Origin of the sequence: Asticcacaulis sp. MM231 (assembly GCF_964186625.1) — a bacterium.
GTDB lineage: Bacteria > Pseudomonadota > Alphaproteobacteria > Caulobacterales > Caulobacteraceae > Asticcacaulis.
Genome location: NZ_OZ075108.1, coordinates 103,633 through 126,009 on the forward strand (window position 1 = coordinate 103,633; position 22,377 = coordinate 126,009).

Consider the following 22,377-nt stretch of genomic DNA (forward strand, 5'->3'; position numbering starts at 1 on the left):
TTGGGTTTAGTCAGGCTTTGAAAAAAGCTTTTGATGGGCTCCCTTGCCACTAGATAGGCTTCCTGTCAAAACCTTAAATCCCACCCTGGCTAATTTTTATGGCTCTTTTTCGCTTCCCGAAACAGAGCTTATGCACAGGTCATTGCGCCGCATAGCGGGTCTCTGATCGTAAAATGGTGATTGTGCATCGCCGGTTATTTGCTAGTAAGCGCGTCATGACAGCTCATCAGACACCCGCTCAGGCCAGCGCCGTAAGGCTTGTGCCGCAAAAAACCGGCGCACCCGCAGGGCTTGCTGGTCAAATCGCCCTGCCCGGATCGAAGTCGATCACCAACCGGGTGTTGCTGATCGCCGCCCTAGCTCAAGGCAAAAGCCACATCAGCGGCGCACTCAAAAGCGACGACACCACCTATATGGCGCAGGCCTTACGTCAGCTTGGCGTAACGGTCGAGGATGCCGGCGACACCGATTTCGTGGTAACAAGCACCGGCACGCTGACGCCTTCACAAGCGCCGCTTTTTCTCGGCAATGCCGGCACAGCCGTGCGCTTCCTGACGGCAGCGGCGGCCAATATCAAGGGCACGACCGTCCTCACCGGCGATGCGCATATGCAGAAACGGCCGATCGCACCCTTGGTGGAAGCCCTCAACGCGGCCGGAGTTACCGCCACGGCCCCGACCGGCTGCCCGCCGGTGACGGTGTCGAGCGAAGGCGGCTTCGGCAAGCGTGCCATCGATGTCGATGCCAGCCTGTCGAGCCAGTATGTCTCGGCGCTGATGATGGCCGGGACCAAGGGCGACGCGCCTTTCTCCTTGCGCGTAAAAGATGGCGACATCGGTGCACGCGGCTATATCGATATCACGCTGGCGTGCATGAAGGCGTTCGGCGCCAACATCACGCAAAAGGCCCCCTTGAGCTGGGACATCGCCAACACGCCCTATGCGGCGCGCGACTATTGGGTGGAGCCCGACGCCAGTGCCGCCACCTACATCTGGGGCATCAATGCGCTGCTGGACACAGCTATCGACATCGGCATTGCGCCGGAAGTCATGATGCAACCAGACGCCAAGGCCTATGACTTTATAAAGCAGTTCCCTAATTTGCCGGCGGTTATCGACGGCAGTCAGATGCAGGACGCCATCCCGACCATCGCCGTCCTGGCCGCCTTTAACAACCATCCGGTCCGTTTTGTCGGCATCGCCAATCTGCGCGTCAAGGAATGCGACCGCATCAACGCCGTGGCCACCGAACTGAACCGCATCCAGCCCGGTCTGGCGGAGGAAATCGGCGACGATCTGCTGGTCACGCCCGATCGCAGCCTGATCGGCCGCACGGTCAAGGCCGATATCCATACCTATCACGATCACCGCATCGCCATGGCTTTCGCGCAAGCCGCCTTGGTGATCGACGGCATCCGCATCCTCGATCCGGGCTGCACCGCCAAGACCTATCCCGGCTACTGGCGTGACCTGCAAAGCATCGGCGTTGAGATGACGTTCGAATGACCAAGCCCCTCCTCATCGCCTTCGATGGCCCGGCCGCTTCCGGCAAGGGCACGCTCGCCTCGGTGATCGCCGCTGATTACGGCCTGCCATTTCTCGATACGGGGCTTTTATATCGCGCCGCCGGTCATCTGGCGCATGTCCGTCATATCGATCCCGTCCTTGCCGCCACCCTGATCGACGCCGAAACCCTGGCCGATGAGGCCCTGCGCGGCCGAGACGCCGGCGAGCGCGCTTCACAAGTGGCCGCCATTCCGGAAGTCCGCGCCGCCCTCTTCACATACCAGCAGAACTTCGCCAACCAGCCCGCGGGCGCCGTGCTCGATGGCCGCGATATCGGCACCGTCATCGCGCCCCACGCCACGGTCAAGCTCTTCGTGACCGCCGCACCTGAAGTGCGCGCCCACAGGCGCTGGCTGCAACTGGTCAAACTCAATCCGGACCTTAGCGAGGCCGAGGTTTTGAGCGATATCCGCATCCGTGATGAGCGTGATTCGTCGCGGTCAAGCGCCCCTTTGGAAAAAGCCACAGATGCGCTCTTGCTAGATACCTCCGACTTGGGTATAGAAGCCGCCATCGCAACTGCGCGATCCCTTGTGAAAAGCCGTCTGTGACGCTCGACAGAGCGTTAAATCCAACAGCGGTTTTATTAGAGGCAACACACGGGACGTCTTCGGAGCTTTCGAGCTTGTGGTTCACATCTTGGGGCCCGCCTTATGGCTGCCTCCCAAACCCAAACTTCACAAAATCCAAAGCCGCACCCCCGCGCCCTTTCCCCGTCGAACGCCACGGCCTCAACGTCGTTTTCGGGATATGAAAGACGGGACACGCGCTAACCAACAAAGAGACTTTATGAGCGAATACAATCCGTCGCGCGACGATTTTGCCGCCCTGCTTGACGAATCCATGCACGGCCGCGACATGCTTGAAGGCCAGGTCATTCACGGCCTCGTCGTCGCCGTCGAAAAAGAATACGTTATGGTCGATGTCGGTCTGAAGACCGAAGGCCGTATCTCCCTGAAGGAATTCGGCCTCGCTGACGGCCAGACCCTGAAGGTCGGCGACACCGTCGAGGTTTACCTTGAGCGCGTCGAAAACGCCATGGGCGAAGCGGTCATCAGCCGCGAGAAGGCCCGCCGTGAAGAAGCCTGGACCCGTCTTGAAGTTATCTTCAACAAGGGCGAGCCTGTCATGGGTACGATCGTTGGTCGCGTTAAGGGCGGCTTCACGGTTGATATGGACGGCGCTTCGGGCTTCCTGCCCGGCAGCCAAGTCGACATCCGCCCCGTGCGCGACGTCGCTCCGCTGATGAACAAGGAACAGCCGTTCGCCATCCTGAAGATGGACCGTCCGCGCGGCAATATCGTCGTGTCGCGTCGCGCCATCCTTGAAGAAGCCCGTGCCGAACAACGCACCGAGCTGGTCGGCCAACTGGCCGAAGGCGAAATCCGTGACGGCGTCGTCAAGAACATCACCGATTACGGTGCGTTCGTTGACCTCGGCGGCATCGATGGCCTGCTGCACGTGACCGACATGTCGTGGAAGCGCGTGTCGCATCCGTCGCAAGTCCTCAACGTCGGCGACGCTGTCAAGGTTCAGATCATCAAGATCAACCCCGATACGCAACGCATCAGCCTCGGCATGAAGCAACTGCAGTCCGATCCGTGGGATGGTGTTGACCTGAAGTATCCGGTCGGCGGCAAGTTCTCCGGTCGCATCACCAACATCACTGACTACGGCGCATTCGTCGAACTCGAGTCGGGCGTTGAAGGTCTGGTGCACGTTTCGGAAATGTCGTGGACCAAGAAGAACGTCCATCCGGGCAAAATCGTCTCCACTTCGCAAGAAGTTGAAGTCGTCGTGCTCGAAGTCGACGCCTCCAAGCGCCGCGTGTCGCTCGGCCTGAAGCAAGCCCAGAACAACCCCTGGGACGACTTCCTCAGCGCCCATCCGGTCGGTTCCACCATCGAAGGCGAAGTCAAGAACGCCACCGAATTCGGCCTGTTCATCGGCTTCGAAAACGAAATCGACGGCATGGTCCACCTGTCGGACCTCGACTGGAACGTTCCGGGCGAAGAAGCCATCGCCAAGTACAAGAAGGGCGATGTCGTCAAGTCCAAGGTTCTGGACGTCGACGTGGAAAAGGAACGCATCTCGCTGGGCATCAAGCAGCTCGGCAGCGATCCGATGACCGGCGACACCTACAAGAAGGGTCAGAACATCACTGTGACCGTCACGGAAGTCACCACCGGTGGCATCGAAGTGAAGTTCGGTGAAGATGACGCGCCTATGTCGGCCTTCATCCGCAAGTCCGACCTGTCGCGTGACCGCAACGAGCAGCGCGTTGAGCGTTATGCCGTCGGCGATCGCATCGACGCCCAGGTGACCAACATCGACAAGGCGGCCCGCAAGGTCTCCGTTTCGATCAAGGCTCTGGAAATGGCCTCCGAAAAGGAAGCTATCGAACAGTACGGTTCGCAGGATTCGGGCGCTTCGCTCGGTGATATCCTCGGCGCCGCTCTGCGCGGTAAGCAAAAGTCCTAACCAGGGTCGTAACGACCCTGGACCCGGAATCGTGACAGCGTTTTAGTCGCTTGAACGGCAAGGGTCAGAATCCAAAATTAAGCCGGAGTCTCGCAAGGGGCTCCGGCTTTTTTGTGCCCGCTACATACCGGCAGCATCCGTTTTGGCCTGTTGCCGCTGCCATGTTTTTGTCAGCGCACTGGCACAGTGTCGGCATCCACAAGGAGGTTAAACATGTCCCTGCCCAATTTGGTTCACGGTGTCATTCCGTACCTGACCGTCATAGGCGCCGCCAAGGCGATCGATTTCTACAAAACGGCCTTCGGCGCTGTAGAGCATGATCGCCGCCCGACCGAAGACGGCCGCCTGATGCACGGACATCTTGAAATCAATAACGGCTCGCTGATGCTGTCCGACGCCTTTCCCGAACACGGCTATCCGCACCAGCCCTCCACCAGCTTCACCATGACCCTGATGGTCGAAGACGCTCAAGCGTGGTGGGACCGCGCCGTCGCCGCCGGCTGCGAGATCAGGATGCCGCTCGATGTCCAGTTCTGGGGCGACACCTACGGACAACTCACCGATCCGTTCGGCGTCGGCTGGGCCATCAACCAACCCGCCGCCAAAGCGTAAAGTGCGTACCGCGCCTCTATCATATGCTGCAACACGGTAAAGTGACCGGATTTCGCCTAACCCCCCGTGGCGTAAGGTTTTTTTAAAAACCGACGAACCACGGGGTTTTTTATGATACCGGTTCCCTCAAAGCCCGGTGCGTGAGTAAGGAAATTCCCTGCTGGTTGAAAAAAATGTGTCAATGGTAGCGCTACCAACACGTTAATTTATATCCAACCCCTTGAACTCATTTTCATTTTCAGACATGCTCGTTTCTCCGGTCAAACCTGATGGGGGAGAGCAATGCTGAAATCAGAACTCATTGAGCGCTTGGCTTCCGAATATCCGCACCTGACGCAAAAAGACGTCGAGCGCGCGGTCAATCTCATTCTGGAATCCATGATCACCACGCTTGAAAAAGGTGGTCGCGTCGAGTTGCGCGGTTTTGGCGCCCTGTCTGTCCGCTCCCGCCCTGCCCGCGCCGGACGCAATCCGCGCACTGGTGAATCCGTCAAGGTGCCGGCAAAGCATGTGCCCTTCTTCAAGAGCGGCAAGGAACTGCGCGAACGCCTGAACCTCTCCGGCGACGACAACGGCTAAGCGAAAGGCCTGACCATGAGCATCGCCTCTGAATTCAAAACTTTCCTCATGCGCGGCAATGTTATCGACCTGGCAGTCGGTGTGGTCATCGGCGGCGCGTTCGGCAAGATCGTTACCTCGCTGGTCGATAACATCATCATGCCGCCGATAGGCTTCATCACCGGCGGCGTCGATTTTTCCAATCTCAAGCTGATCCTGAAGCCTGCCGACGTGGCGACCAAGACGGCGGAAGTCGCTATCTCCTATGGCGCCTTCATCAATACCATCATCCAGTTCCTGATCATCGGCACCGCCATCTTCCTGGTGGTCAAGGCCATCAACCGTCTGATGCCGCCCCCGCCCGCCGCCGATCCGGCGCCGGCGGGGCCATCGCAGGAAGAGCTGCTGGCCGCCATTCTGGCCGAACTGAAAAAGACATAATAAAAAGCCGGGGCGATGCTCCGGCTTTTTTACTAATCAAAAAGCGTTGCCAGACCCATAATCTCCAGGTCCGCTGCAAGCGTGCGATAGACGGGGATTTCCGCCACATAGCCCGTGAGGCGACCCTTGTGCAGATAGCGGGCACAGAAGGCCTTGCGGTCGAACAGGTCGGCCAGCATGTCCATCAGGTCGCCGGTCAGGTAAATGCCGCCGCGCGCGCCCAAAATCAGCCCAACATCCGACGCCATGCCGGCCAGCCAACCCATGCTGAGGCTGATGGCCTCAAGCGCGCGCGGATCACCCCCACGAGCCAGCGCCACGATTACTTCCGGCGTTGCCTTGGCCACACTGACCTGATCGATGACATGCAGGGCCTGCCACACCTCGACCAGACCTGAGAGCGAGACGGCGCATTCACGCGCGACATGGCCAAACCTGTTATGCAGCACGCGCCAAACCTGCCATTCGCGCTCGGTATTGATCGGCAGGTCGGAATGGCCGCCTTCGCATGGCATGGCGGTCCAGTGCCCGGCACCGTCAGGCGCCAAGGCGGCCAGACCCAGCCCATGGTGCGGACCCAGCACGGCGATAACCTGCTCCTCCATGGCCTGCTCACCACAGATCTGTTCGCGTTCAGAAGGTTTGAGATGGGGAATCGCCATGGCGCGCGCCACGAAATTATTGACGAGATTCAAACGCTTGACGCCCAGAAGGTCACGCACCTCGTCTCGAATAAGCGTTATGCCTTCGCCGGGCAACTGCAGCACGCCCCGGCGTTCCCAACCGCGCGAGGAGATAGCGACACCAAGCAGCTTCGGATCGCCGCGCTCTTTCAGGAAGCCCAGCACCTCGCGGTCGAAGGCGTCACGATCGGCGCAGGCGTGCAGGGTGGCCGGCCCAGGCCGACGGCCAGGCTGACCGAGCGCCAGCTTGATGTAGGAGCCGAAGGTAAAATCACACAACAAAACATGGGACATTGTCCGCTCCGGATTGAACTTTGCTTTTGCACGCCTTTTGATCCGAAAAGTGCGTCACACGTTTCGGAAAGCGCTTTTAGTCAAAAAGGGTCGCCAGACCGATGATTTCCATATCGCGGGCGGTCGCCTTGAACACCGGCACCTCACTGACATAACGGCTGAGACGCCCCTTGTCGCTATAGCGCTTCACAAAGGCTTCGACATCGAAGAGATCACCGATCTGATCGAGCAGATCGCCCGCCAGATAGACGCCCCCGCGCGCGCCCAGGATCAGCGCCACATCGGAGGCCATGGCGGCGAACCAGCCCATGCTGAGATCAATCGCCTGTTTCGAGCGTTCATCACCGGTGCTGGCCATGGCGATGATCTCCTCGATCATCGGCGTGCGCGCCTCATCGTCACCGTCGATCTTCGCCAGCGCCTTCCAGACATCGACAACGCCGGGGATGGAGATAACGCGCTCACGCGACACGTGACCGTATTTGTCGATCAGCACGCGCAGCACGGCCTCTTCCAGGTCTGTGGTCGGGGCCAGATCGGAGTGGCCACCTTCGGTCGGCATTGCCGTCCAGTTGCCCATGCCGTCAGGCGCCAGCGCCGACATGCCAAGACCATTGTGCGGACCGATGACCGCGATCACCTGTTCTTCGAGGGGCTCGCCCCCGCAGATCTTCTCGCGCTCACCCCCTTCGAGTTCGCGGAATGGCCAGCGCCTTGGCGACGAAATCATTGACCAGATTGATTCGTTGGGTGTTGAGGAAGCCGCGCTTGTCAGCGCGATCGATCGAAAAGCCATGGTTGGGAAGCTGGATAATGCCGCCGCGCTCCCAGCCGGCCGCCGAAATCGCCGCGCCGGTCAAGCGCGGATTGCCCTGCGCATCGAGAAAGTCACGGATTGAGGTCTTGAAGCCTTCCAGGGTGTTGCAGGCGTAGTGCGCCGTTTCTTTCGGACGCTCCCCGCGCCTGGCTATGGCCAGCTTGAGGTAGGTGCCGTTACTGATGTCACTCAATAGCACGTGGTCGGCCATGATGTTCCTTGCCCTAAATTTTTTCGCCGCTTCTTGTGAGCCGGCTTGATTTAATTTGAAATCTAAGTCCCAAACCTTGATTTATGTTGAAGCGTCTGCGTTATGAGCGACAAATTCAAGGTGTTTTATGCCTCCAAAAGTGAAAATCTGCGGGATTTCGACGCTTGAGTCGGCCAAAACGGCGCTAAATGACAGCGCTGACTTTTTGGGTTTTGTCCACTTTGCGAAAAGCCCGCGCCATTTGCCCCTGGAAGCCATGTCCGGCCTCATGCAAGTGATTCGCCGGGTAAACGTTTCCACACCTCTTGTCAGCGTTGTCGTCGATCCAGATGACGATCTGCTGACAGCTCTGAAGAACGACGTGCGGCCCGACCTGATCCAGCTCCACGGCAAGGAGAGCCCGGAGCGCGTCGCCGAAATCCAGAGGTTAACGGGCCTCCCCCTGATCAAGGCGATCAGCGTCAGCGAAAAAGCCGATCTGGCCGGCGCCCATGCCTATGAACCGCACGTCGCCTATATGATGTTCGACGCCAAGGCGCCGAAGGACGCCGCCCTGCCCGGTGGACTGGGCTTAAGCTTCGACTGGAGCCTGATGCGTCACCACGTCGCAGCAAAACCGTGGTTTTTGGCCGGCGGCCTGTCATCCACCAACCTGTCCGCCGCCGTACAAGAGAGTGATGCATCAATGCTCGATGTCTCCTCCGGTGTCGAATCCGCGCCGGGCATCAAGGACGCCGGTCTCATTTCAGACTTCCTAAAAGCGGCAAAGTCGCTATAAGGCACATTTCTTGTGCGCTAACGCCGCGCGGGCTTGCCTCGCAACAGCTCGGGCGGGCAGTCGCCCTTGCCAAACTCAGCCGAGTTTGGAGACATTATCATTTAGCCTTGAAGGAATTTCACGGTGAGCGATCCCGTCTTGCGACCCAACACCTACGCCCAACCCGATGCCCGTGGCCGGTTTGGTGATTTCGGCGGTCTCTATGTGCCAGAGACCCTGATGCCGCTGGTTTTGGAGCTGACGCAGGCGTGGCAAGACGCCAAGAACGATCCCGCCTTCTGGACCGAATTCCACAGCCTGCTCAAGCATTTCGTCGGCCGCCCGTCGCCGCTCTATTTCGCCGAACGCCTGACCGAGCACCACGGCGGTGCGAAAATCTATTTCAAACGCGAAGAGCTGAACCACACCGGCGCCCACAAGATCAACAACTGCATCGGCCAGATCCTGCTGGCCAAGCGCATGGGCCGCACCCGCATCATCGCCGAAACCGGCGCTGGCCAGCACGGTGTCGCCTCGGCCACCGTGTGCGCCAAGTTCGACCTGCCGCTGGTCGTTTATATGGGCGCCAAGGATGTCGAGCGTCAGGCGCCGAACGTCTTCCGCATGAAGCTTATGGGCGCGGAGGTGACGCCGGTCACCAGTGGCGCCGGTACGCTTAAAGACGCGCTCAACGAAGCCCTGCGCGACTGGGTGACGAACGTCCACAACACCTATTACATGATCGGCACCGCCGCCGGCATGCACCCCTATCCGGAAATGGTCCGCGATTTTCAGTCGGTGATCGGCAAGGAAACCCGCGAGCAGATCCTGGAGATGGAAGGCCGCCTGCCGGACGCCGTCATCGCCTGCGTCGGCGGTGGCTCGAACGCCATCGGCATGTTCCACCCCTTTATCGACTATGACACCGTAAAGCTGGTCGGCGTTGAAGCCTCCGGTCACGGTCTCGATGTCTATAATGGCCACGCCGCCTCGCTCAATGGCGGCCGTCCAGGCGTGCTGCACGGCAACCGCACCTATCTGTTGCAGGACGAAGACGGCCAGATTCTGGAAGGCCATTCAATCTCGGCCGGTCTCGACTATCCCGGCATCGGGCCTGAGCACGCCTATCTGCATGAGATCAAGCGTGCGCAATACGTCACCTGCACCGATGAAGAGGCGCTGGAAGCCTTTGCCCTCACCTCACGGCTCGAAGGCATTATCCCGGCGCTGGAATCCTCGCACGCCATCGCCAAGGTCGGCGATCTGGCGCGCCAGGTCGGCAAGGGCGGCATTGTCGTGCTCAATCTGTCCGGACGAGGTGATAAGGATATCGCAACGGTGGCCAAGCACATGGGCGAGAAGAACGGGAGTGCTTTGTCATGAGTATTGCCCGTATCGACAAGCGTTTTGCCGATCTGAAAGCGCACAACAAATCGGCCTTTATCGCCTACATTATGGCCGGTGACCCCGATCTGGAAACCACCTTCGAGATTCTTAAAGGCCTGCCGGCCGCCGGCGCCGATCTGATTGAACTGGGTTTTCCCTTCTCCGATCCGATGGCCGAGGGCCCGACCATCCAGCACGCCGCCGAGCGCTCTCTGGCCGCCGGCACCAAGCTGCGCGATGTCTTCATGCTGGTGAAGCGCTTCCGCGAGATCGATCAGGACACGCCGATCATCCTGATGGGCTATATGAACCCGGTCGATTTCCTGGGCTACGAGCGCTTTGCCCAGAGCGCCGCAGACGCTGGCGCCGACGGCCTGATCGTGGTCGATTGCCCGCCGGAAGAGGCCGATGCCTTAAGCGACGCGCTCGACGCCAACGACATCGCTCTGATCCGCCTGGCCACCCCCACCACCGACGATTCACGTTTGTTAACGCTTGTGAAACGGACTCGCGGCTTTATCTACTATGTCTCGGTAGCGGGCGTCACCGGCGTCAAATCGGTCGATGCCGATGCCATTGCCGAGGCGGTCTCGAAGGTGCGCGACGCCGCCAACCTGCCCGTCGCGGTGGGTTTCGGCATCCGCACACCAGAAAGTGCCGCGTCCGTCGCCCGCATCGCCGATGCGGCGGTCGTGGGCTCGGCTCTGGTCGATGAGATCAAGACTTCTTTACTGGAAAATACCCCATCCAGCGTGAAAGTGCTGGAAAAGGCCGCGATTTTGGCACAGGCTGTGCATCAGGCTCGGGACTAACTGGAGTAATTTAGAGTATGGCTATGGCTGATACGTCTAACAAGGGCCCGAAATTACCGGCCTCTGCGAAATCTGCCGAGCGCCGCGAGCGCGGTGGCTGGCTGAGCAAGATCGCGCCCGGCATATCCAATTTCGTCAATAACAAGCGCGAAACGCCAGAAAACCTGTGGGTGAAAGACCCCGATACCGGCGATATGATCTATCGTTCGGATCTGGAAGCCGCCCTGTGGGTGACGCCCAATGGCCGCCATATGCGCATTGGCCCCAAGGCACGCATGACATTCACCTTCGATGACGGCCAGTGGGAATCCCTGCCGACGCCGGAAGTGGTCGAAGACCCGCTGCACTTCTCCGACGGCAAGCCCTACAAGGACCGCCTGAAGGCTGCCCGCGCCGCCACCGGCGAACGCGATGTCATGGCCATCGGCTATGGCAAGGTGCAGGGCGTCAATTGCATCGTGCTGGTGCAGGATTTCGCCTTTATGGGCGGGAGCTTAGGTATGGCCGCCGGTGAGGGCTTCATCGCCGCCGCCAAGGCTGCCGTGGCACGCAAGGTGCCGATGGTGATCTTCACGGCCGCCGGTGGCGCCCGTATGCAGGAAGGCGCGCTGTCGCTGATGCAGATGGCCCGCACGACGCTCGCCATTCAGGAACTCAAAAAAGCGCAACTGCCCTATATCGTCGTGCTGACCGACCCGACCACCGGCGGCGTCACCGCCTCTTACGCCATGCTGGGTGATATCCATCTGGCCGAACCCGGTGCGCTGATCTGCTTTGCCGGCCCGCGCGTGATCGAGACGACCATCCGCGAAAAGCTGCCGGAAGGTTTCCAGCGCTCGGAATTCCTGGTTGAAAAGGGCATGGTCGATCGCGTCGTGCCGCGCTCTGAACTGCCTGAAGTGCTGGGTGCTTTGATGTCGATGCTAATGAGCGGCAAGCGCCGCGCCGCCTAAGTTATCGGGGTTTGGGGCCAAAGAACTCTTGGGGCCCCATGCCTTTCTAGTCCAATAAAAAATCCGACCTAATGGCCGGATTTTTTATTGGAAATGTAAGTTGTGGGGTCACCATGGCTGGCAAAACGCATGCGTTTCGCTGGCGCAAAACCCACTTCCCATGACATAAGTTTGGCCTTAGCGTGGTGATGGGGGGAAGCTATGGAAAATATCAAGCAACATCGACTGGTGAAAACGATCATCGGCCTAATAGTGGGTGTTTTCATTACAACGCTTTTCGGGGCTTATTTTATCACCCGTTCCGAGCCCGAGTTCAAAAGTTATTACTTGGATGCTGTTATGTTAGGCTCGGTTTTAATCTCGCTCTTTGCTCTGCCGATCGGGCTGCTCATTCATTCCATATTATATGCTAATAAATGGCGAGAGGCAGCGCCTTACGCCCTATGCGGTATGCTTTCTGGTGTTAGTTAAGGAGCCATTAACAGTTATAAGACCAGCATAGCCGACAATATCTACGATCTTGGTGCTTATGGTTTGTGGGCGGCAGCCATTGCGCTCATTGCTTGGGTGATCCGCCGTCCGGACAAGGATGCAAAACCTCTCCCCTAAATCTGATTGAGGTGCTAATGGGCGCATATATCCCCTCGCCCCGTTTACGGGGAGAGGGTGGCCCAAAGGGCCGGGTGAGGGGCCACCTCATCGATTGGCCCCTCACCCCGACCCTCTCCCCGTAAACGGGGCGAGGGGGAAGTATGACATGACCGACCGCCTTCTGCCCTTTGACGCACCGCTTGAACGCCTGAAAGCCCTGCATCCCAAGCTGATCGACCTCAATCTCGACCGGATGCTGCGCGTCTGTGAAGTCCTGGGGCGTCCGCAAGATAAGCTTCCGCCGGTCGTGCATGTGGCCGGCACCAACGGTAAGGGCTCGACCATCGCCCTGCTGCGCGCCATGGCTGAAGCGCAAGGCCTGCGGGTTCATGTCTATACCTCGCCGCACCTCGTCCGTTTCGCCGAACGCATTCGCCTCGCCTGTACATTGATTGGTGAGGACTATCTGGCCGATTGCCTCAACCGCGTCGAGATCGCCAATGACGGTCAAGCCCTGACCTTCTTTAAATCGACCACCGCCGCCGCCTTCCTGGCCTTTTCCGAAACGCCCGCCGACCTGCTGCTGCTGGAGACCGGTCTTGGCGGCCTGTTAGATGCCACCAACATCATCGCCCAGCCAAAGCTGACGATCATCACGCCGATCGATTACGATCATCAGGCCTTCCTCGGCAACGATCTCAAGACCATCGCCAGTCAGAAGGCCGGTATCTTCAAACGCGGCGCACCCGCCTTGAGCGCCCGTCAGCCGGAAGAGGCCTCGCAGGCTCTGGAGCGGCAGGCGCTGAAACTGGGCGTGTCCCTCACCAGCATAGGGCAGGGCATAGATGCCTGGCGCGAAGGCGACCGGCTGATCTTTCAGGATGAAGACGCGCTCTATGACCTGCCGCTACCCGTTCTGGCGGGGGAACACCAGATCGAGAATGCCGCACTCGCCATCAAGACCGCGCTCATGCTCGGCCTCACCCTAGACGCCATCGAGACCGGCCTGACGACGGCCCAATGGCCCGGCCGCCTGCAAGCGCTTAAAGCGGGGCCGCTGTTTGAAGGGCTGAAGAACCGGGCGTCCGAACTCTGGCTGGATGGCGGGCATAATCCCCACGCCGCACGGGCCTTGCGTGACTTTATCGACTGGCGGCAGGCGCGCGACCCGAAGCCTCTGCACCTGATCTGTGGCCTGATCAACACCAAGGACGCCACAGAGTTCTTCGGCCATTTCGCGGGTCTCGCGGCACAGATTACCTGCGTCCCGTTCAGCAGCGATGCCGCCATTGCACCTGCCGAACTGGCGCAGGCCGCGCAAAGCAAAGGGCTCACGGCGGTGATCGCCGCAAGCCCTCTGGAGGCTATCCAAGCCCTGCCGCATACGCCCTTGCGGGTGCTGATCTGCGGCTCGCTCTATCTCGTCGGCGATTGTCTGGCCTTGAGTCCTGAAACCTATCCTGTCTGAGGCGGGGTCTCTAAAGTGAGGTCTGCGCGCTGCGAATAAACGGCACCTTGAGCGTCAGATAGGTTCCGGCGCGCCACAGCCATTCGAGCGGTCCGTAGAGGAATGCCTTGAACCACAGGTGCGCGAAGACGACCTGGAGCGCGAAGACGACAATGGCGATCAGCACAGCGGTTGATTGCACCATGGTGGCGTGCATCCCCAGTCCGAAACTGTAAAACACCGGCACGAAGATCAGCGACTGGCCGACATAAAGCGTCAGGGTCATGCGGCCGACCGGCGCCAGCAGGTTCAGCACCTTGTGGCCGAAGCTGTAATAGAGCGACAGGAAGCCCATCATCAGCACCGTCATCAGGCTGAGGTCGAACCAGCCCGACAGCATCGAATCCCACAAGGAACGCGGCATGAAGACGGCATCCGACCTCGGCACCAAAGTCACCAGCGACGGCTTGCCCAGCCACAGACCAACGGTGACCGCCGCCGCAATGGTTAGGGCGGTGAGGCGAAGAGTGCGGAACTTTTCCGGCTGGCCGAAAAAGTCGATACGGCCCAGCACCATGCCGATCAGCGACAGGCCAAGAATCTGGCTCAGGCGTCCGGCTTTCAGCATGAAGTCCCATTTGAACGGATGGCCATCAACCCAGTTTATGCGGATGGTCTCGATGAGACTCTTGCCGGTGAGATAGGCGTCGGGCGTGGGGGCGGTCCAGTAATCGGGCGGGGTATTGGCCCATGTGGCGCCGTTATAGGCGCTGATCATCTGCACGATCATCAGGGGCTGGAGCAGGAAGAAGGTCGCCAAAATCAAAATGATGGCGTTCGATCTCAGGCGATAGAAAGGAATAAGGAACAGCCCCATCAGGGCCAGCACTTCCAGCACATCGCCGCGATACCACAGGCCGTGCAGGACGCCGATCACACCGAGCAGCACAAGCCGCCAGACAAAGCGGCCGGTGAAATCGACGCCGCGTTTACCGGTGCGATCCATGATGATGAAGAAACTGACGCCAAAGCACAGGGCGAGCAGCGCGAACGACTTGCCGGCGAAGATCGTGAAGATGGTATCGTGCCACATAAGCTGGACCGGATCGGCGACTGGATGCGCCCAGTACAGTTCGTAGAGTTCGGGCATATGGACGAAGAACAGCCCCATCAGGGCGAAGCCGCGCAAGGCGTCAAGCCCCTCCATACGGGGCACGAAACTGGGTTTGGTGGTGGTCATGGAAGCCCTGTAAAACTTATGGTTTTACTCTGCATAGCGCACCCGCCGCATTTTTGAATAGAAAAATCAGCAAAAACGCCTATATGAGCCTGATGAAATACAGCTCTTCCAAAGACAAGTCCCAGCGGGCGCAGGGCAACAAGGCCCACGGCCGCACGCCCACGGACCTCGGCCCCACCCAGCGCCAGTTGCGCGCCGGCGAACTGGTGCGCCACGCCCTGGTCGAAATCCTGCGCGATGAGGATATCCACGATGAGGCCCTGGCGGGCGTCTCGATCACCATCACCGAAGTGCGCTGCTCCAACGATCTGCGCCACGCCACCGTGTTCGTCGAACCGCTCGGCGCCGGTCTGGCCAGCGATCAGGCGGCCGTGACCATCACCAAGGACCAGATCGGTCCGGCAGTGGCGGCGCTGAACAAGCACGCGAAATTCCTGCGCGGGGTCCTGGGCCGTCATATCGAGATGAAATTCACGCCAGAACTACGCTTCCTGCATGATGAAAGCTTCAATGAAGCCGCACGGATCGACGCTCTGTTCATGCGTCCGGATATCGCCCGCGATCTGCATCATGATGATGAGGATGGGCTTAGTTAAGGTAAGAAACCCCACCACCACGCCGCAAGAGCGGCGCGGTCCCCCTCCCCAGTCAAACTGGGGAGGTATAAAGCTTTCGTTTTCTTCTACCTCCCCGACTTGTTCGGGGAGGGGGACCATGAGCGAAGCGATATGGTGGTGGGGTTTCTTGCTTCCTTTCAACACAAACGGACTCCCATGGCCCGAAAGAAAAAAGGCGAAGCGATCCACGGCTGGATCTGTTTCGACAAACCCCTTGAAATGACCTCGACCTCGGCGGTCGGGAAAATCCGCTGGCTGTTCCAGGCGCAGAAGGCCGGTCACGCCGGCACGCTTGATCCGCTGGCCACCGGCATCCTGCCGATCGCGCTCGGCGAAGCCACCAAGACCGTGCCTTACCTGATGGAAGCCGACAAGACCTACAGTTTCACCGTCACCTTCGGCAAAACCACCGACAGTTACGACGCCGAAGGCCGCGTGACGGCTGAATCCGATGCCCGCCCGACGAGGGACGCCATCGAAGCCACCCTCCCCCAGTTTATCGGCGTGATCGAGCAGGTGCCGCCGGCGTTTTCGGCCATCAAGGTCGATGGCAAGCGCGCCTATGATCTGGCGCGTCAGGGCGTCGAGGTCGAACTGAAAGGCCGCGAGATCGAGGTATTCGACCTGACGCTCGATGCTTTCGACACCGAAACCGCCAGCTTTACGCTCCATTGCGGCAAGGGCACCTATGTCCGCTCGATCGCGCGCGACATCTGCCTGGAACTGGGTGTTTGCGGTCACGTCACCACGCTTCGCCGCGAGGCGGTGGGTGCGTTTGAAACAAAAGACTCAATAACACTGGAAAAGCTTGAGGAATTAGTGCATAGGAACGCCCATCTTGAGGCTTTACTTGGCGTAGAGACGGCACTGGACGACATCCCGGGCCTGCCTGTGACGCAAGATGAGGCCGCAAGATTGAAGCAGGGACGCGACCTTGCCCTTCTGCCCCGTCAGATTGAACTGTTAAATGCGGCTCTCAAAGCCCGTCTCGATGACGGCTATGCGGAGTTTCCCGATACGGTTCAGGCGGTGTTTAACGGGCAGGTATTGGCCTTGTGCGAACTGCGCGGCGGAACACTTCATCCGTCGCGTCTTTTAAATCTTTAATTCTCACTAAGGAGAAACCCGATGTCGATTACCGCTGATCGCAAGACAGAAGTCATCAAAACCCACGCCCGTACCGAAGGTGATACCGGTGGTGCAGAAGTGCAAATCGCAATCCTCACGGAACGCATTGCCAACCTGACCGAACACTTCAAGGAACACAAGAAGGACAACCACAGCCGTCGCGGCCTCCTGAAAATGGTGTCGCAACGTCGTCGTCTTCTTGACTACCTTAAGAACCGTCACACCGACCGCTACACCGCTATCCTCGCCACGCTCAACCTGCGTCGCTAAATATCGGAACGACCAAGGGCTTGGGGGCAACTCCGAGCCCTTCTGCTTGTTGGCCCTCAGGCAAAGACGTGACAGGGCACCTGAAAACGACCCGCCTTTCCGGCGGTTTTACACACCCCGGCCGATACTTTCGGCCTGCTTATACACCCCGCGAGATGACTGCATCTCGCTTATACGCTGGGCTTAACTGAAGAGCCCCTTACACGCGCTGCTTAAACGTTATGCGGCCACCTCCCGAACGGCATGGGGCTGTTCCGGAGCCGAATGAAAGACAACATATGTTTGATATCAAAAGAAAATCCATCGATTGGGCTGGTCGCAAGTTCACGCTGGAAACGGGCCGCGTTGCCCGTCAGGCCAACTCGGCCGTGCTGGCCACCTACGGTGAGACCACCGTCCTGGCCACCGTCGTTTACGCCCGCAAGCCGAAGCCCGGTCAGGACTTCTTCCCGCTGACCGTCAACTATCAGGAAAAGACCTTCGCCGCCGGCAAGATCCCCGGTGGTTACTTCAAGCGCGAAGGCCGCCCTTCGGAAAAAGAAACCCTGGTTTCGCGCCTGATCGACCGTCCGATCCGCCCGCTGTTCGTCAAGGGCTTCAAGAACGAAGTGCAGGTTGTCTGCACCGTCCTGTCGCACGACATGGAAAATGATCCCGATATCGTCGCCATGGTCGCTGCCTCCGCTGCCCTGACCTTCTCCGGCGTGCCTTTCATGGGCCCGATCGGCGGCGCTCGCGTTGGCCTGATCGACGGCGAATACGTGCTGAACCCGACCGTTGACCAGATCAAGGAATCGCACCTCGACCTCGTTGTCGCCGGTACGCAGGACGCCATCATGATGGTGGAATCGGAAGCCAAGGAACTGTCGGAAGACACCATGCTCGGCGCCCTGATGTTCGCCCATCGCGGCATGCAGCCGGTGATCGACGCCATCATCGAGATGGCCGAACACGTCGCCAAGGAACCCTTCGCGTTTGAAGCCGAAGATTTCTCCGACGTCGTCACCAAGATCAAGGGCCTGGTTGGTCAGGATATCCGCGACGCCTACACCATTCAGGAAAAGCACCCGCGCCACGAAGCCGTTGGCGCTGCCAAGTCCAAGGCCGCCGTTTCGCTGGTCAAGACCGAAGAAAATCCTGACGGCGTAGACGCTGCCATCTTCGGCGCCGCCTTCAAGGAATGTGAAGCCGACGTCCTGCGCCGCGACATCATCGAGCACGGCAAGCGTGTTGACGGCCGCGCCGTCGACAAGGTCCGCGCGATCGTGTCCGAAGTCGGCATCCTGCCGCGCACCCATGGTTCGGCCCTGTTCACCCGCGGTGAAACCCAGGCGCTGGTCGTAGCCACGCTCGGCACCGGCGATGATGAGCAGTTCATCGACAGCCTGGAAGGCACCTACAAGGAGAAGTTCCTTCTCCACTATAACTTCCCTCCGTACTCCGTCGGTGAAACCGGCCGCATGGGTTCGCCCGGCCGCCGCGAAATCGGCCACGGCAAGCTGGCCTGGCGCGCAGTGCGTCCGATGCTCCCCGCCCCGGAAGATTTCCCCTACACGATCCGTCTGGTCTCGGAAATCACCGAGTTCGAACGGCTCCTCCTCGATGGCGACCGTCTGTGGTTCGTCGCTGGCCCTGATGGACGCCGGCGTGCCGCTGAAGTCGCCGGTTTCGGGTATCGCCATGGGCCTCATCCTTGAGCCCTCCGGCGAATACGCCATCCTGTCCGACATCCTGGGTGACGAAGATCACCTCGGCGACATGGACTTCAAAGTGGCCGGTTCGATCAACGGCATCACGTCCCTGCAAATGGACATCAAGGTGGCCGGCATCACCGAAGAGATCATGACCAAGGCACTTCGCCAGGCCAGCGCAGGTCGTCTGCACATCCTGGAAGAAATGAACAAGGCGATCTCTGGTGCGCGTGAAGAACTGGGCGAATTCGCGCCCAAGATCGAAACCATCAAGATCCCGACCGACAAGATCCGTGAAGTGATCGGCACCGGCGGCAAGGTCATCCGCGAAATCGTCGAAAAGACGGGCGCCAAGATCGACATCGCCGACGATGGCACCATCAAGATCTCGGCTTCGGAACAATCGAAGATCGACGCTGCCCGCGATTGGGTGAAGTCGATCGCCTCGGAGCCGGAAGTTGGCGCCATCTACAAGGGCAAGGTCGTGAAGGTCGTCGATTTCGGCGCGTTCGTGAACTTCTTCGGCGCCAAGGACGGCCTCGTCCACATCTCGCAGATCAAGAACGAAAAGGTCGGCAAGACCTCGGACGTCCTGAACGAAGGCGACGAAGTGAAGGTGAAGTTCTTAGGCTTCGATGATCGTGGCAAGACGAAGCTCTCCATGAAGGTGGTCGATCAGGAAACTGGCGAAGACCTGACAGAAAAGCTGGCGGCTGAAAAAGCGGCCCGCATCGCGTCCGGCGAAGAGCCTGAACTGGAAACGGCTGAAGGTGGTGAGCGTTCGGATCGTGGCGAGCGTTCGAGCCGTCCGCGCCGTCCGCGTCGCGACTAGGGGCCGGAGACTTATGGGGTGAAGGGGCCTGTGGCCCCTTCGTCTTCTCTGAATAAAGAAAAAGGCGATCCCATTTATGGGGTCGCCTTTTTCTTTCTCTGGTAAGGTGAGGGGTCTTGGATCCCTCAACCCCTTAACGCGACAGAGTATGGCAGGGCTCTGTTAACACGTGACAATCTCAGGCATTTGGATTATTTCTTGTCTGACAATTAGTCGATAACGACAATAAAAAAGCAGGGACGCCATGAAATACACAACCGGACTAAGCCTTATCGCCCTCATGACCCTGGCCCTGGCCGGTTCGGTCGTGGCCCAAAATGCTCCGCCGCCGAACATGCCGGTCTTTCCGCCGCAAACCGCCGAGGAAAAGGCCAAATCCGATGCTGATCAGGCGGCCTACGCCAAGGCGCCGGATACCGAAGGCTCAGGTGCCTATCCGGCGATGAAGGAACAGGACCCCGGCCTTCCCAATCACGTTGTCTATCGGCCAAAGGATTTGTCGAAGGTGGCTCAGGGCGCGCTTGGCATTGTGGCCTGGGGCAATGGCGCCTGTTCGGCCGATGGCGCGGGTTCGCGTTTGCATTTGGCGGAGCTGGCCTCCTACGGTTATGTGGTCATCGCGCCCGGCGGCATCTATTCCGGCCCCGGCTCGACCCCGGAACCTAAGCGTCCGGAAGGTGCCGCTCCCGGCACGGCAACGACCGGTGCAGATGTGAAGGCAGGCCTCGAATGGGCATTGGCGGAAAACGCCCGCTCTGGCAGCCCCTATTTCGGCAAGATTGATCCCGCCAAGATTGCGGTGTCCGGCTTTAGCTGCGGGGGCATTCAGGCCTTAGGTCTGGCTGGCGATCCGCGCGTGAAAGCGGTCATCATCGACAACAGCGGCACCTTTCCGGACGGCAACAATTTCCTCTCCGCATTAAACGTTACTAAGGCAACGCTTAAAACCCTGCATACCCCTATCCTCTATATTCTGGGCGGGCCGAAAGATATTGCTTACAAGAACGGCATGGATGACTTTGAGCACATCAATCATGTGCCGGTCATCGTGGCGAATAACAGCGCCTCGCATGGCGGCGATTTCCTGCGCCCCAATGGTGGACCGTCCGCCAAGGTGGCTGTGCAGTGGCTGGAATGGCAGTTGCGCGGTGACAAGACGGCTGAAGCCTATTTCGTCGGTGAGGCCTGCGGCCTTTGCACGGATAAGGAATGGACCATCCAGCGTAAGAACTTCCCAACTGGCAAGTAGTGGGGTGAAGGGTGAGGCGCAACGAACGCCCGAAGCCACGCGGAGGGCTCCAGCGCCCCTTCGTCTTCTCTGAATAAAGAAAAAGCCAGTCCCATTTCAGGGACCGGCTTTTTCTGTATCTGGTAAGGTGAGGGGTCAATGACCCCTCAGCCCCGTAACTCGACTGCGCGTGTGATAAGAGCTATGTGTTTCAGTAAGAGGACCGGAGATGAAGGCCATTTTACAACAGAACAGGCATACGGTCATCGCATGGCTGCCCACCCTGACGTGGGGAATTATGGTAGCCATAATGCAGTATGTTGCTGTCGGTAAACTTGGATCGCAAGCCGGCCAAAATTTCTTCTACTACTCGAAATGGTTTCTTCTGGCGCTGCTTTTGGTCGTAATAGTATCGGCATGTCGGGGAAAATTAACGGCATTCGGCTGGACAGGTATGATACTCTCAACCCTTCTGACCCTATTCCATTTTGTGATTCTGATTGACTGACCCATGACCCCAGAACCGGCCACCACCATCACTGATCAAATCCTCGACCGTGGCGCGGTCCTGTTGCTGGCCAATAAGGGCGAGCCCGTCAAGCTGGTCGGCTGCGAGGTCGAAGAGGTCGATCTGTCCGATTTCATCCTCAATGGCTGGGTGTTCGAGGACTGCCTGTTCCGCAAGACGAAGTTCGTCAGCGCCAAGTTGGAACGCGCGCAGTTCATCAAATGCAAGGGTGCGCACGCCGATTTCACCAGCGCCATCCTGATCGAGTCGCGGTTCACCGGCTGTGATTTCAACAACAGCCTGTTTCGTGGCGCCACCCTGTCGCAATCGCGTTTTCAGCGCTGCAAACTGACCGGCGCCAATCTGCTCGATACCCGCGCGCTCGATGTCACCTTTGAGGAATGCCGCCTGAACGACGCCCGCCTGCGCGGCTTTTCCTTCAGCAAGCAGACGCTGAAATCGCTCGACATGCACAATGCCGAACTGCATCGCTGCGATTTCCGCCAGACCGTCTTTGAAGATTGTTCTTTACGCGACGCCATCCTCACCGATGCGCGCTTTGAAGGGGCTGACCTGCGCGGCACCGATATCGGCGGCGTCCGGCTGGAAGATGCCCGCCGGTTCAAGGGCGCCACCATCTCGCGCGCTCAGGCCGCCGAACTGCTCTCCGAACTCGGCCTGCATGTTCGCTAACGGTAGCGCAGAAACACCTTGCCGTTGCTGAAAGCGCGGCTCTGCGTCAGGGTCAGGTCGCGCCGGTCATTACCCTCAAACATCGAACGGCCAGCGCCAAGCACGACCGGGCACACCACCACCTGATAGTCATCGACGAGACCGGCCATGGCCAGTTGGGCCACCAGACTGCCGCTGCCAAGCACCACCATGGCGCCGCCGGCTTCCGCTTTCAGGCGGCGCATGGCCTCGACCGCATCCTCGTTGAAAACCTGCGTGTTCTGCCAGTCCGCTGACGTTATCGAGCGGGAAAAAACGTACTTCGTCATGCGGTTCATGCCTGCCGCAACCTCGGGCATGGCCTGCGCCGCCATGTCGCTGGGCCACCAGCCGGCCATCATGTCGTAGGTGATGCGGCCGAACACCAGCACACCATCGCCCGACGCATTGCCGGCGACGAAGGCGTTGAAATCGGCATCATCGGTGCCGTGGGCCCAGCTCATATCGTTGCGGGCGTCGGTGAAATAGCCATCAAGGCTGATGTTGTTGAAGACGCTGAGTGTTCGCATGGTTTGCTCCCTTT

At 59.4% G+C, this 22,377-nt stretch carries 23 protein-coding genes and 1 pseudogene; 19 read left to right on the forward strand and 5 right to left on the reverse strand.

Annotation, left to right across the window (positions count from 1 at the left end; genetic code table 11):
- The first annotated feature begins 215 nt into the window (after positions 1-215).
- The 6 genes from ABQ278_RS00490 (at position 216) to mscL (ending at position 5,657) form a co-directional block, all read left to right on the forward strand.
- On the forward strand, positions 216-1,505 hold the full coding sequence (locus tag ABQ278_RS00490) for a 3-phosphoshikimate 1-carboxyvinyltransferase (RefSeq protein WP_349320718.1): 1,290 nt from the start codon (positions 216-218) through the stop codon (positions 1,503-1,505).
- On the forward strand, positions 1,502-2,116 hold the full coding sequence (locus ABQ278_RS00495) for a d(CMP) kinase (protein ID WP_349320719.1): 615 nt from the start codon (positions 1,502-1,504) through the stop codon (positions 2,114-2,116). The genes ABQ278_RS00490 and ABQ278_RS00495 overlap by 4 nt, the downstream gene beginning before the upstream one ends.
- A 199-nt stretch (positions 2,117-2,315) precedes the next feature.
- Positions 2,316-4,046, forward strand: coding sequence for a 30S ribosomal protein S1 (rpsA, locus tag ABQ278_RS00500; protein ID WP_349320720.1), 1,731 nt, complete (start codon positions 2,316-2,318; stop codon positions 4,044-4,046).
- A gap of 213 nt (positions 4,047-4,259) precedes the next feature.
- The gene (locus ABQ278_RS00505) at positions 4,260-4,658 is read left to right on the forward strand and encodes a VOC family protein (RefSeq protein WP_349320721.1); all 399 of its coding nucleotides are present in this window, start codon (positions 4,260-4,262) and stop codon (positions 4,656-4,658) included.
- A gap of 282 nt (positions 4,659-4,940) precedes the next feature.
- Positions 4,941-5,237, forward strand: coding sequence for an integration host factor subunit beta (locus ABQ278_RS00510; protein WP_018080639.1), 297 nt, complete (start codon positions 4,941-4,943; stop codon positions 5,235-5,237).
- Between the two features lie 15 nt (positions 5,238-5,252).
- On the forward strand, positions 5,253-5,657 hold the full coding sequence (gene mscL, locus ABQ278_RS00515; RefSeq protein ID WP_349320722.1) for a large-conductance mechanosensitive channel protein MscL: 405 nt from the start codon (positions 5,253-5,255) through the stop codon (positions 5,655-5,657).
- Positions 5,658-5,689: 32 nt separating this feature from the next.
- Here mscL and ABQ278_RS00520 read toward each other — a convergent pair whose 3' ends face one another.
- The 3 genes from ABQ278_RS00520 to ABQ278_RS00530 all read right to left on the reverse strand — a co-directional run bounded on the left by ABQ278_RS00520 (position 5,690) and on the right by ABQ278_RS00530 (position 7,662).
- Positions 5,690-6,634: a glucokinase gene (locus tag ABQ278_RS00520; protein ID WP_349320723.1), complete on the reverse strand. Its 945-nt coding sequence runs from the start codon at positions 6,632-6,634 to the stop codon at positions 5,690-5,692.
- A gap of 76 nt (positions 6,635-6,710) precedes the next feature.
- The gene (locus ABQ278_RS00525) at positions 6,711-7,364 is read right to left on the reverse strand and encodes a glucokinase (RefSeq protein ID WP_349320724.1); all 654 of its coding nucleotides are present in this window, start codon (positions 7,362-7,364) and stop codon (positions 6,711-6,713) included.
- Positions 7,315-7,662: a glucokinase gene (locus tag ABQ278_RS00530; RefSeq protein ID WP_349320725.1), complete on the reverse strand. Its 348-nt coding sequence runs from the start codon at positions 7,660-7,662 to the stop codon at positions 7,315-7,317. The genes ABQ278_RS00525 and ABQ278_RS00530 overlap by 50 nt, the downstream gene beginning before the upstream one ends.
- 127 nt (positions 7,663-7,789) lie before the next feature.
- On the opposite strand from ABQ278_RS00530, the gene ABQ278_RS00535 reads away from it, so the two are divergent.
- The 6 genes from ABQ278_RS00535 (at position 7,790) to ABQ278_RS00560 (ending at position 13,629) form a co-directional block, all read left to right on the forward strand.
- The gene (locus ABQ278_RS00535; RefSeq protein WP_349320726.1) at positions 7,790-8,440 is read left to right on the forward strand and encodes a phosphoribosylanthranilate isomerase; all 651 of its coding nucleotides are present in this window, start codon (positions 7,790-7,792) and stop codon (positions 8,438-8,440) included.
- Between the two features lie 123 nt (positions 8,441-8,563).
- Positions 8,564-9,802, forward strand: coding sequence for a tryptophan synthase subunit beta (trpB, locus tag ABQ278_RS00540; RefSeq protein WP_349320727.1), 1,239 nt, complete (start codon positions 8,564-8,566; stop codon positions 9,800-9,802).
- On the forward strand, positions 9,799-10,617 hold the full coding sequence (gene trpA, locus ABQ278_RS00545; RefSeq protein WP_349320728.1) for a tryptophan synthase subunit alpha: 819 nt from the start codon (positions 9,799-9,801) through the stop codon (positions 10,615-10,617). The genes trpB and trpA overlap by 4 nt, the downstream gene beginning before the upstream one ends.
- A 17-nt stretch (positions 10,618-10,634) precedes the next feature.
- Positions 10,635-11,570 (forward strand): acetyl-CoA carboxylase carboxyltransferase subunit beta, encoded by a 936-nt coding sequence (locus ABQ278_RS00550; RefSeq protein WP_349320729.1) that lies wholly within the window; start codon positions 10,635-10,637, stop codon positions 11,568-11,570.
- A 201-nt stretch (positions 11,571-11,771) separates the two neighbouring features.
- On the forward strand, positions 11,772-12,041 hold the full coding sequence (locus ABQ278_RS00555) for a hypothetical protein (RefSeq protein WP_349320730.1): 270 nt from the start codon (positions 11,772-11,774) through the stop codon (positions 12,039-12,041).
- Positions 12,042-12,327: 286 nt separating this feature from the next.
- Positions 12,328-13,629 (forward strand): folylpolyglutamate synthase/dihydrofolate synthase family protein, encoded by a 1,302-nt coding sequence (locus ABQ278_RS00560; protein ID WP_349320731.1) that lies wholly within the window; start codon positions 12,328-12,330, stop codon positions 13,627-13,629.
- Between the two features lie 10 nt (positions 13,630-13,639).
- On the opposite strand, the gene ABQ278_RS00565 is transcribed toward ABQ278_RS00560, so the two are convergent.
- Positions 13,640-14,848, reverse strand: coding sequence for a DUF418 domain-containing protein (locus tag ABQ278_RS00565; RefSeq protein ID WP_349320732.1), 1,209 nt, complete (start codon positions 14,846-14,848; stop codon positions 13,640-13,642).
- An 83-nt stretch (positions 14,849-14,931) separates the two neighbouring features.
- Between ABQ278_RS00565 and rbfA the strand changes: the two genes are divergently transcribed.
- From rbfA to ABQ278_RS00600, 7 genes and pseudogenes are all read left to right on the forward strand, one after another.
- Positions 14,932-15,444, forward strand: coding sequence for a 30S ribosome-binding factor RbfA (gene rbfA, locus ABQ278_RS00570; protein ID WP_349320733.1), 513 nt, complete (start codon positions 14,932-14,934; stop codon positions 15,442-15,444).
- A gap of 177 nt (positions 15,445-15,621) precedes the next feature.
- Complete coding sequence (gene truB / locus ABQ278_RS00575; RefSeq protein WP_349320734.1) at positions 15,622-16,572, forward strand: tRNA pseudouridine(55) synthase TruB; 951 nt, start codon at positions 15,622-15,624, stop codon at positions 16,570-16,572.
- A 21-nt stretch (positions 16,573-16,593) separates the two neighbouring features.
- Positions 16,594-16,863 carry a 30S ribosomal protein S15 gene (gene rpsO / locus ABQ278_RS00580; RefSeq protein ID WP_018080652.1) on the forward strand — a complete coding sequence of 90 codons (270 nt, stop codon included), beginning with the start codon at positions 16,594-16,596 and terminating at the stop codon, positions 16,861-16,863.
- A gap of 278 nt (positions 16,864-17,141) precedes the next feature.
- Positions 17,142-19,386, forward strand: a pseudogene (gene pnp, locus ABQ278_RS00585) (polyribonucleotide nucleotidyltransferase).
- A gap of 244 nt (positions 19,387-19,630) precedes the next feature.
- The gene (locus ABQ278_RS00590; protein WP_349320735.1) at positions 19,631-20,635 is read left to right on the forward strand and encodes a dienelactone hydrolase family protein; all 1,005 of its coding nucleotides are present in this window, start codon (positions 19,631-19,633) and stop codon (positions 20,633-20,635) included.
- Between the two features lie 208 nt (positions 20,636-20,843).
- A complete protein-coding gene (locus tag ABQ278_RS00595; RefSeq protein WP_349320736.1) occupies positions 20,844-21,122 on the forward strand; it encodes a hypothetical protein in 279 nt (92 codons plus the stop codon).
- Positions 21,123-21,125: 3 nt separating this feature from the next.
- Positions 21,126-21,815 carry a pentapeptide repeat-containing protein gene (locus ABQ278_RS00600; protein ID WP_349320737.1) on the forward strand — a complete coding sequence of 230 codons (690 nt, stop codon included), beginning with the start codon at positions 21,126-21,128 and terminating at the stop codon, positions 21,813-21,815.
- Here the strand turns inward: ABQ278_RS00600 and ABQ278_RS00605 are convergent.
- Positions 21,812-22,363: a dihydrofolate reductase family protein gene (locus ABQ278_RS00605; RefSeq protein ID WP_349320738.1), complete on the reverse strand. Its 552-nt coding sequence runs from the start codon at positions 22,361-22,363 to the stop codon at positions 21,812-21,814. The two genes, ABQ278_RS00600 and ABQ278_RS00605, sit on opposite strands and share 4 nt — an antisense overlap.
- Between the last annotated feature and the right edge of the window lie 14 nt (positions 22,364-22,377).

Coding starts and splice junctions, on each gene's coding strand:
- ABQ278_RS00490 (WP_349320718.1), top strand. CDS start 216: ATGACAGCTCATCAGACACCCGCTCAGGCCAGCGCCGTAAGGCTTGTG.
- ABQ278_RS00495 (WP_349320719.1), top strand. CDS start 1,502: ATGACCAAGCCCCTCCTCATCGCCTTCGATGGCCCGGCCGCTTCCGGC.
- rpsA (WP_349320720.1), top strand. CDS start 2,316: ATGAAAGACGGGACACGCGCTAACCAACAAAGAGACTTTATGAGCGAA.
- ABQ278_RS00505 (WP_349320721.1), top strand. CDS start 4,260: ATGTCCCTGCCCAATTTGGTTCACGGTGTCATTCCGTACCTGACCGTC.
- ABQ278_RS00510 (WP_018080639.1), top strand. CDS start 4,941: ATGCTGAAATCAGAACTCATTGAGCGCTTGGCTTCCGAATATCCGCAC.
- mscL (WP_349320722.1), top strand. CDS start 5,253: ATGAGCATCGCCTCTGAATTCAAAACTTTCCTCATGCGCGGCAATGTT.
- ABQ278_RS00520 (WP_349320723.1), bottom strand. CDS start 6,634: ATGTCCCATGTTTTGTTGTGTGATTTTACCTTCGGCTCCTACATCAAG.
- ABQ278_RS00525 (WP_349320724.1), bottom strand. CDS start 7,364: ATGATTTCGTCGCCAAGGCGCTGGCCATTCCGCGAACTCGAAGGGGGT.
- ABQ278_RS00530 (WP_349320725.1), bottom strand. CDS start 7,662: ATGGCCGACCACGTGCTATTGAGTGACATCAGTAACGGCACCTACCTC.
- ABQ278_RS00535 (WP_349320726.1), top strand. CDS start 7,790: ATGCCTCCAAAAGTGAAAATCTGCGGGATTTCGACGCTTGAGTCGGCC.
- trpA (WP_349320728.1), top strand. CDS start 9,799: ATGAGTATTGCCCGTATCGACAAGCGTTTTGCCGATCTGAAAGCGCAC.
- ABQ278_RS00550 (WP_349320729.1), top strand. CDS start 10,635: ATGGCTATGGCTGATACGTCTAACAAGGGCCCGAAATTACCGGCCTCT.
- ABQ278_RS00555 (WP_349320730.1), top strand. CDS start 11,772: ATGGAAAATATCAAGCAACATCGACTGGTGAAAACGATCATCGGCCTA.
- ABQ278_RS00560 (WP_349320731.1), top strand. CDS start 12,328: ATGACCGACCGCCTTCTGCCCTTTGACGCACCGCTTGAACGCCTGAAA.
- ABQ278_RS00565 (WP_349320732.1), bottom strand. CDS start 14,848: ATGACCACCACCAAACCCAGTTTCGTGCCCCGTATGGAGGGGCTTGAC.
- rbfA (WP_349320733.1), top strand. CDS start 14,932: ATGAGCCTGATGAAATACAGCTCTTCCAAAGACAAGTCCCAGCGGGCG.
- truB (WP_349320734.1), top strand. CDS start 15,622: ATGGCCCGAAAGAAAAAAGGCGAAGCGATCCACGGCTGGATCTGTTTC.
- rpsO (WP_018080652.1), top strand. CDS start 16,594: ATGTCGATTACCGCTGATCGCAAGACAGAAGTCATCAAAACCCACGCC.
- ABQ278_RS00590 (WP_349320735.1), top strand. CDS start 19,631: ATGAAATACACAACCGGACTAAGCCTTATCGCCCTCATGACCCTGGCC.
- ABQ278_RS00595 (WP_349320736.1), top strand. CDS start 20,844: ATGAAGGCCATTTTACAACAGAACAGGCATACGGTCATCGCATGGCTG.
- ABQ278_RS00600 (WP_349320737.1), top strand. CDS start 21,126: ATGACCCCAGAACCGGCCACCACCATCACTGATCAAATCCTCGACCGT.
- ABQ278_RS00605 (WP_349320738.1), bottom strand. CDS start 22,363: ATGCGAACACTCAGCGTCTTCAACAACATCAGCCTTGATGGCTATTTC.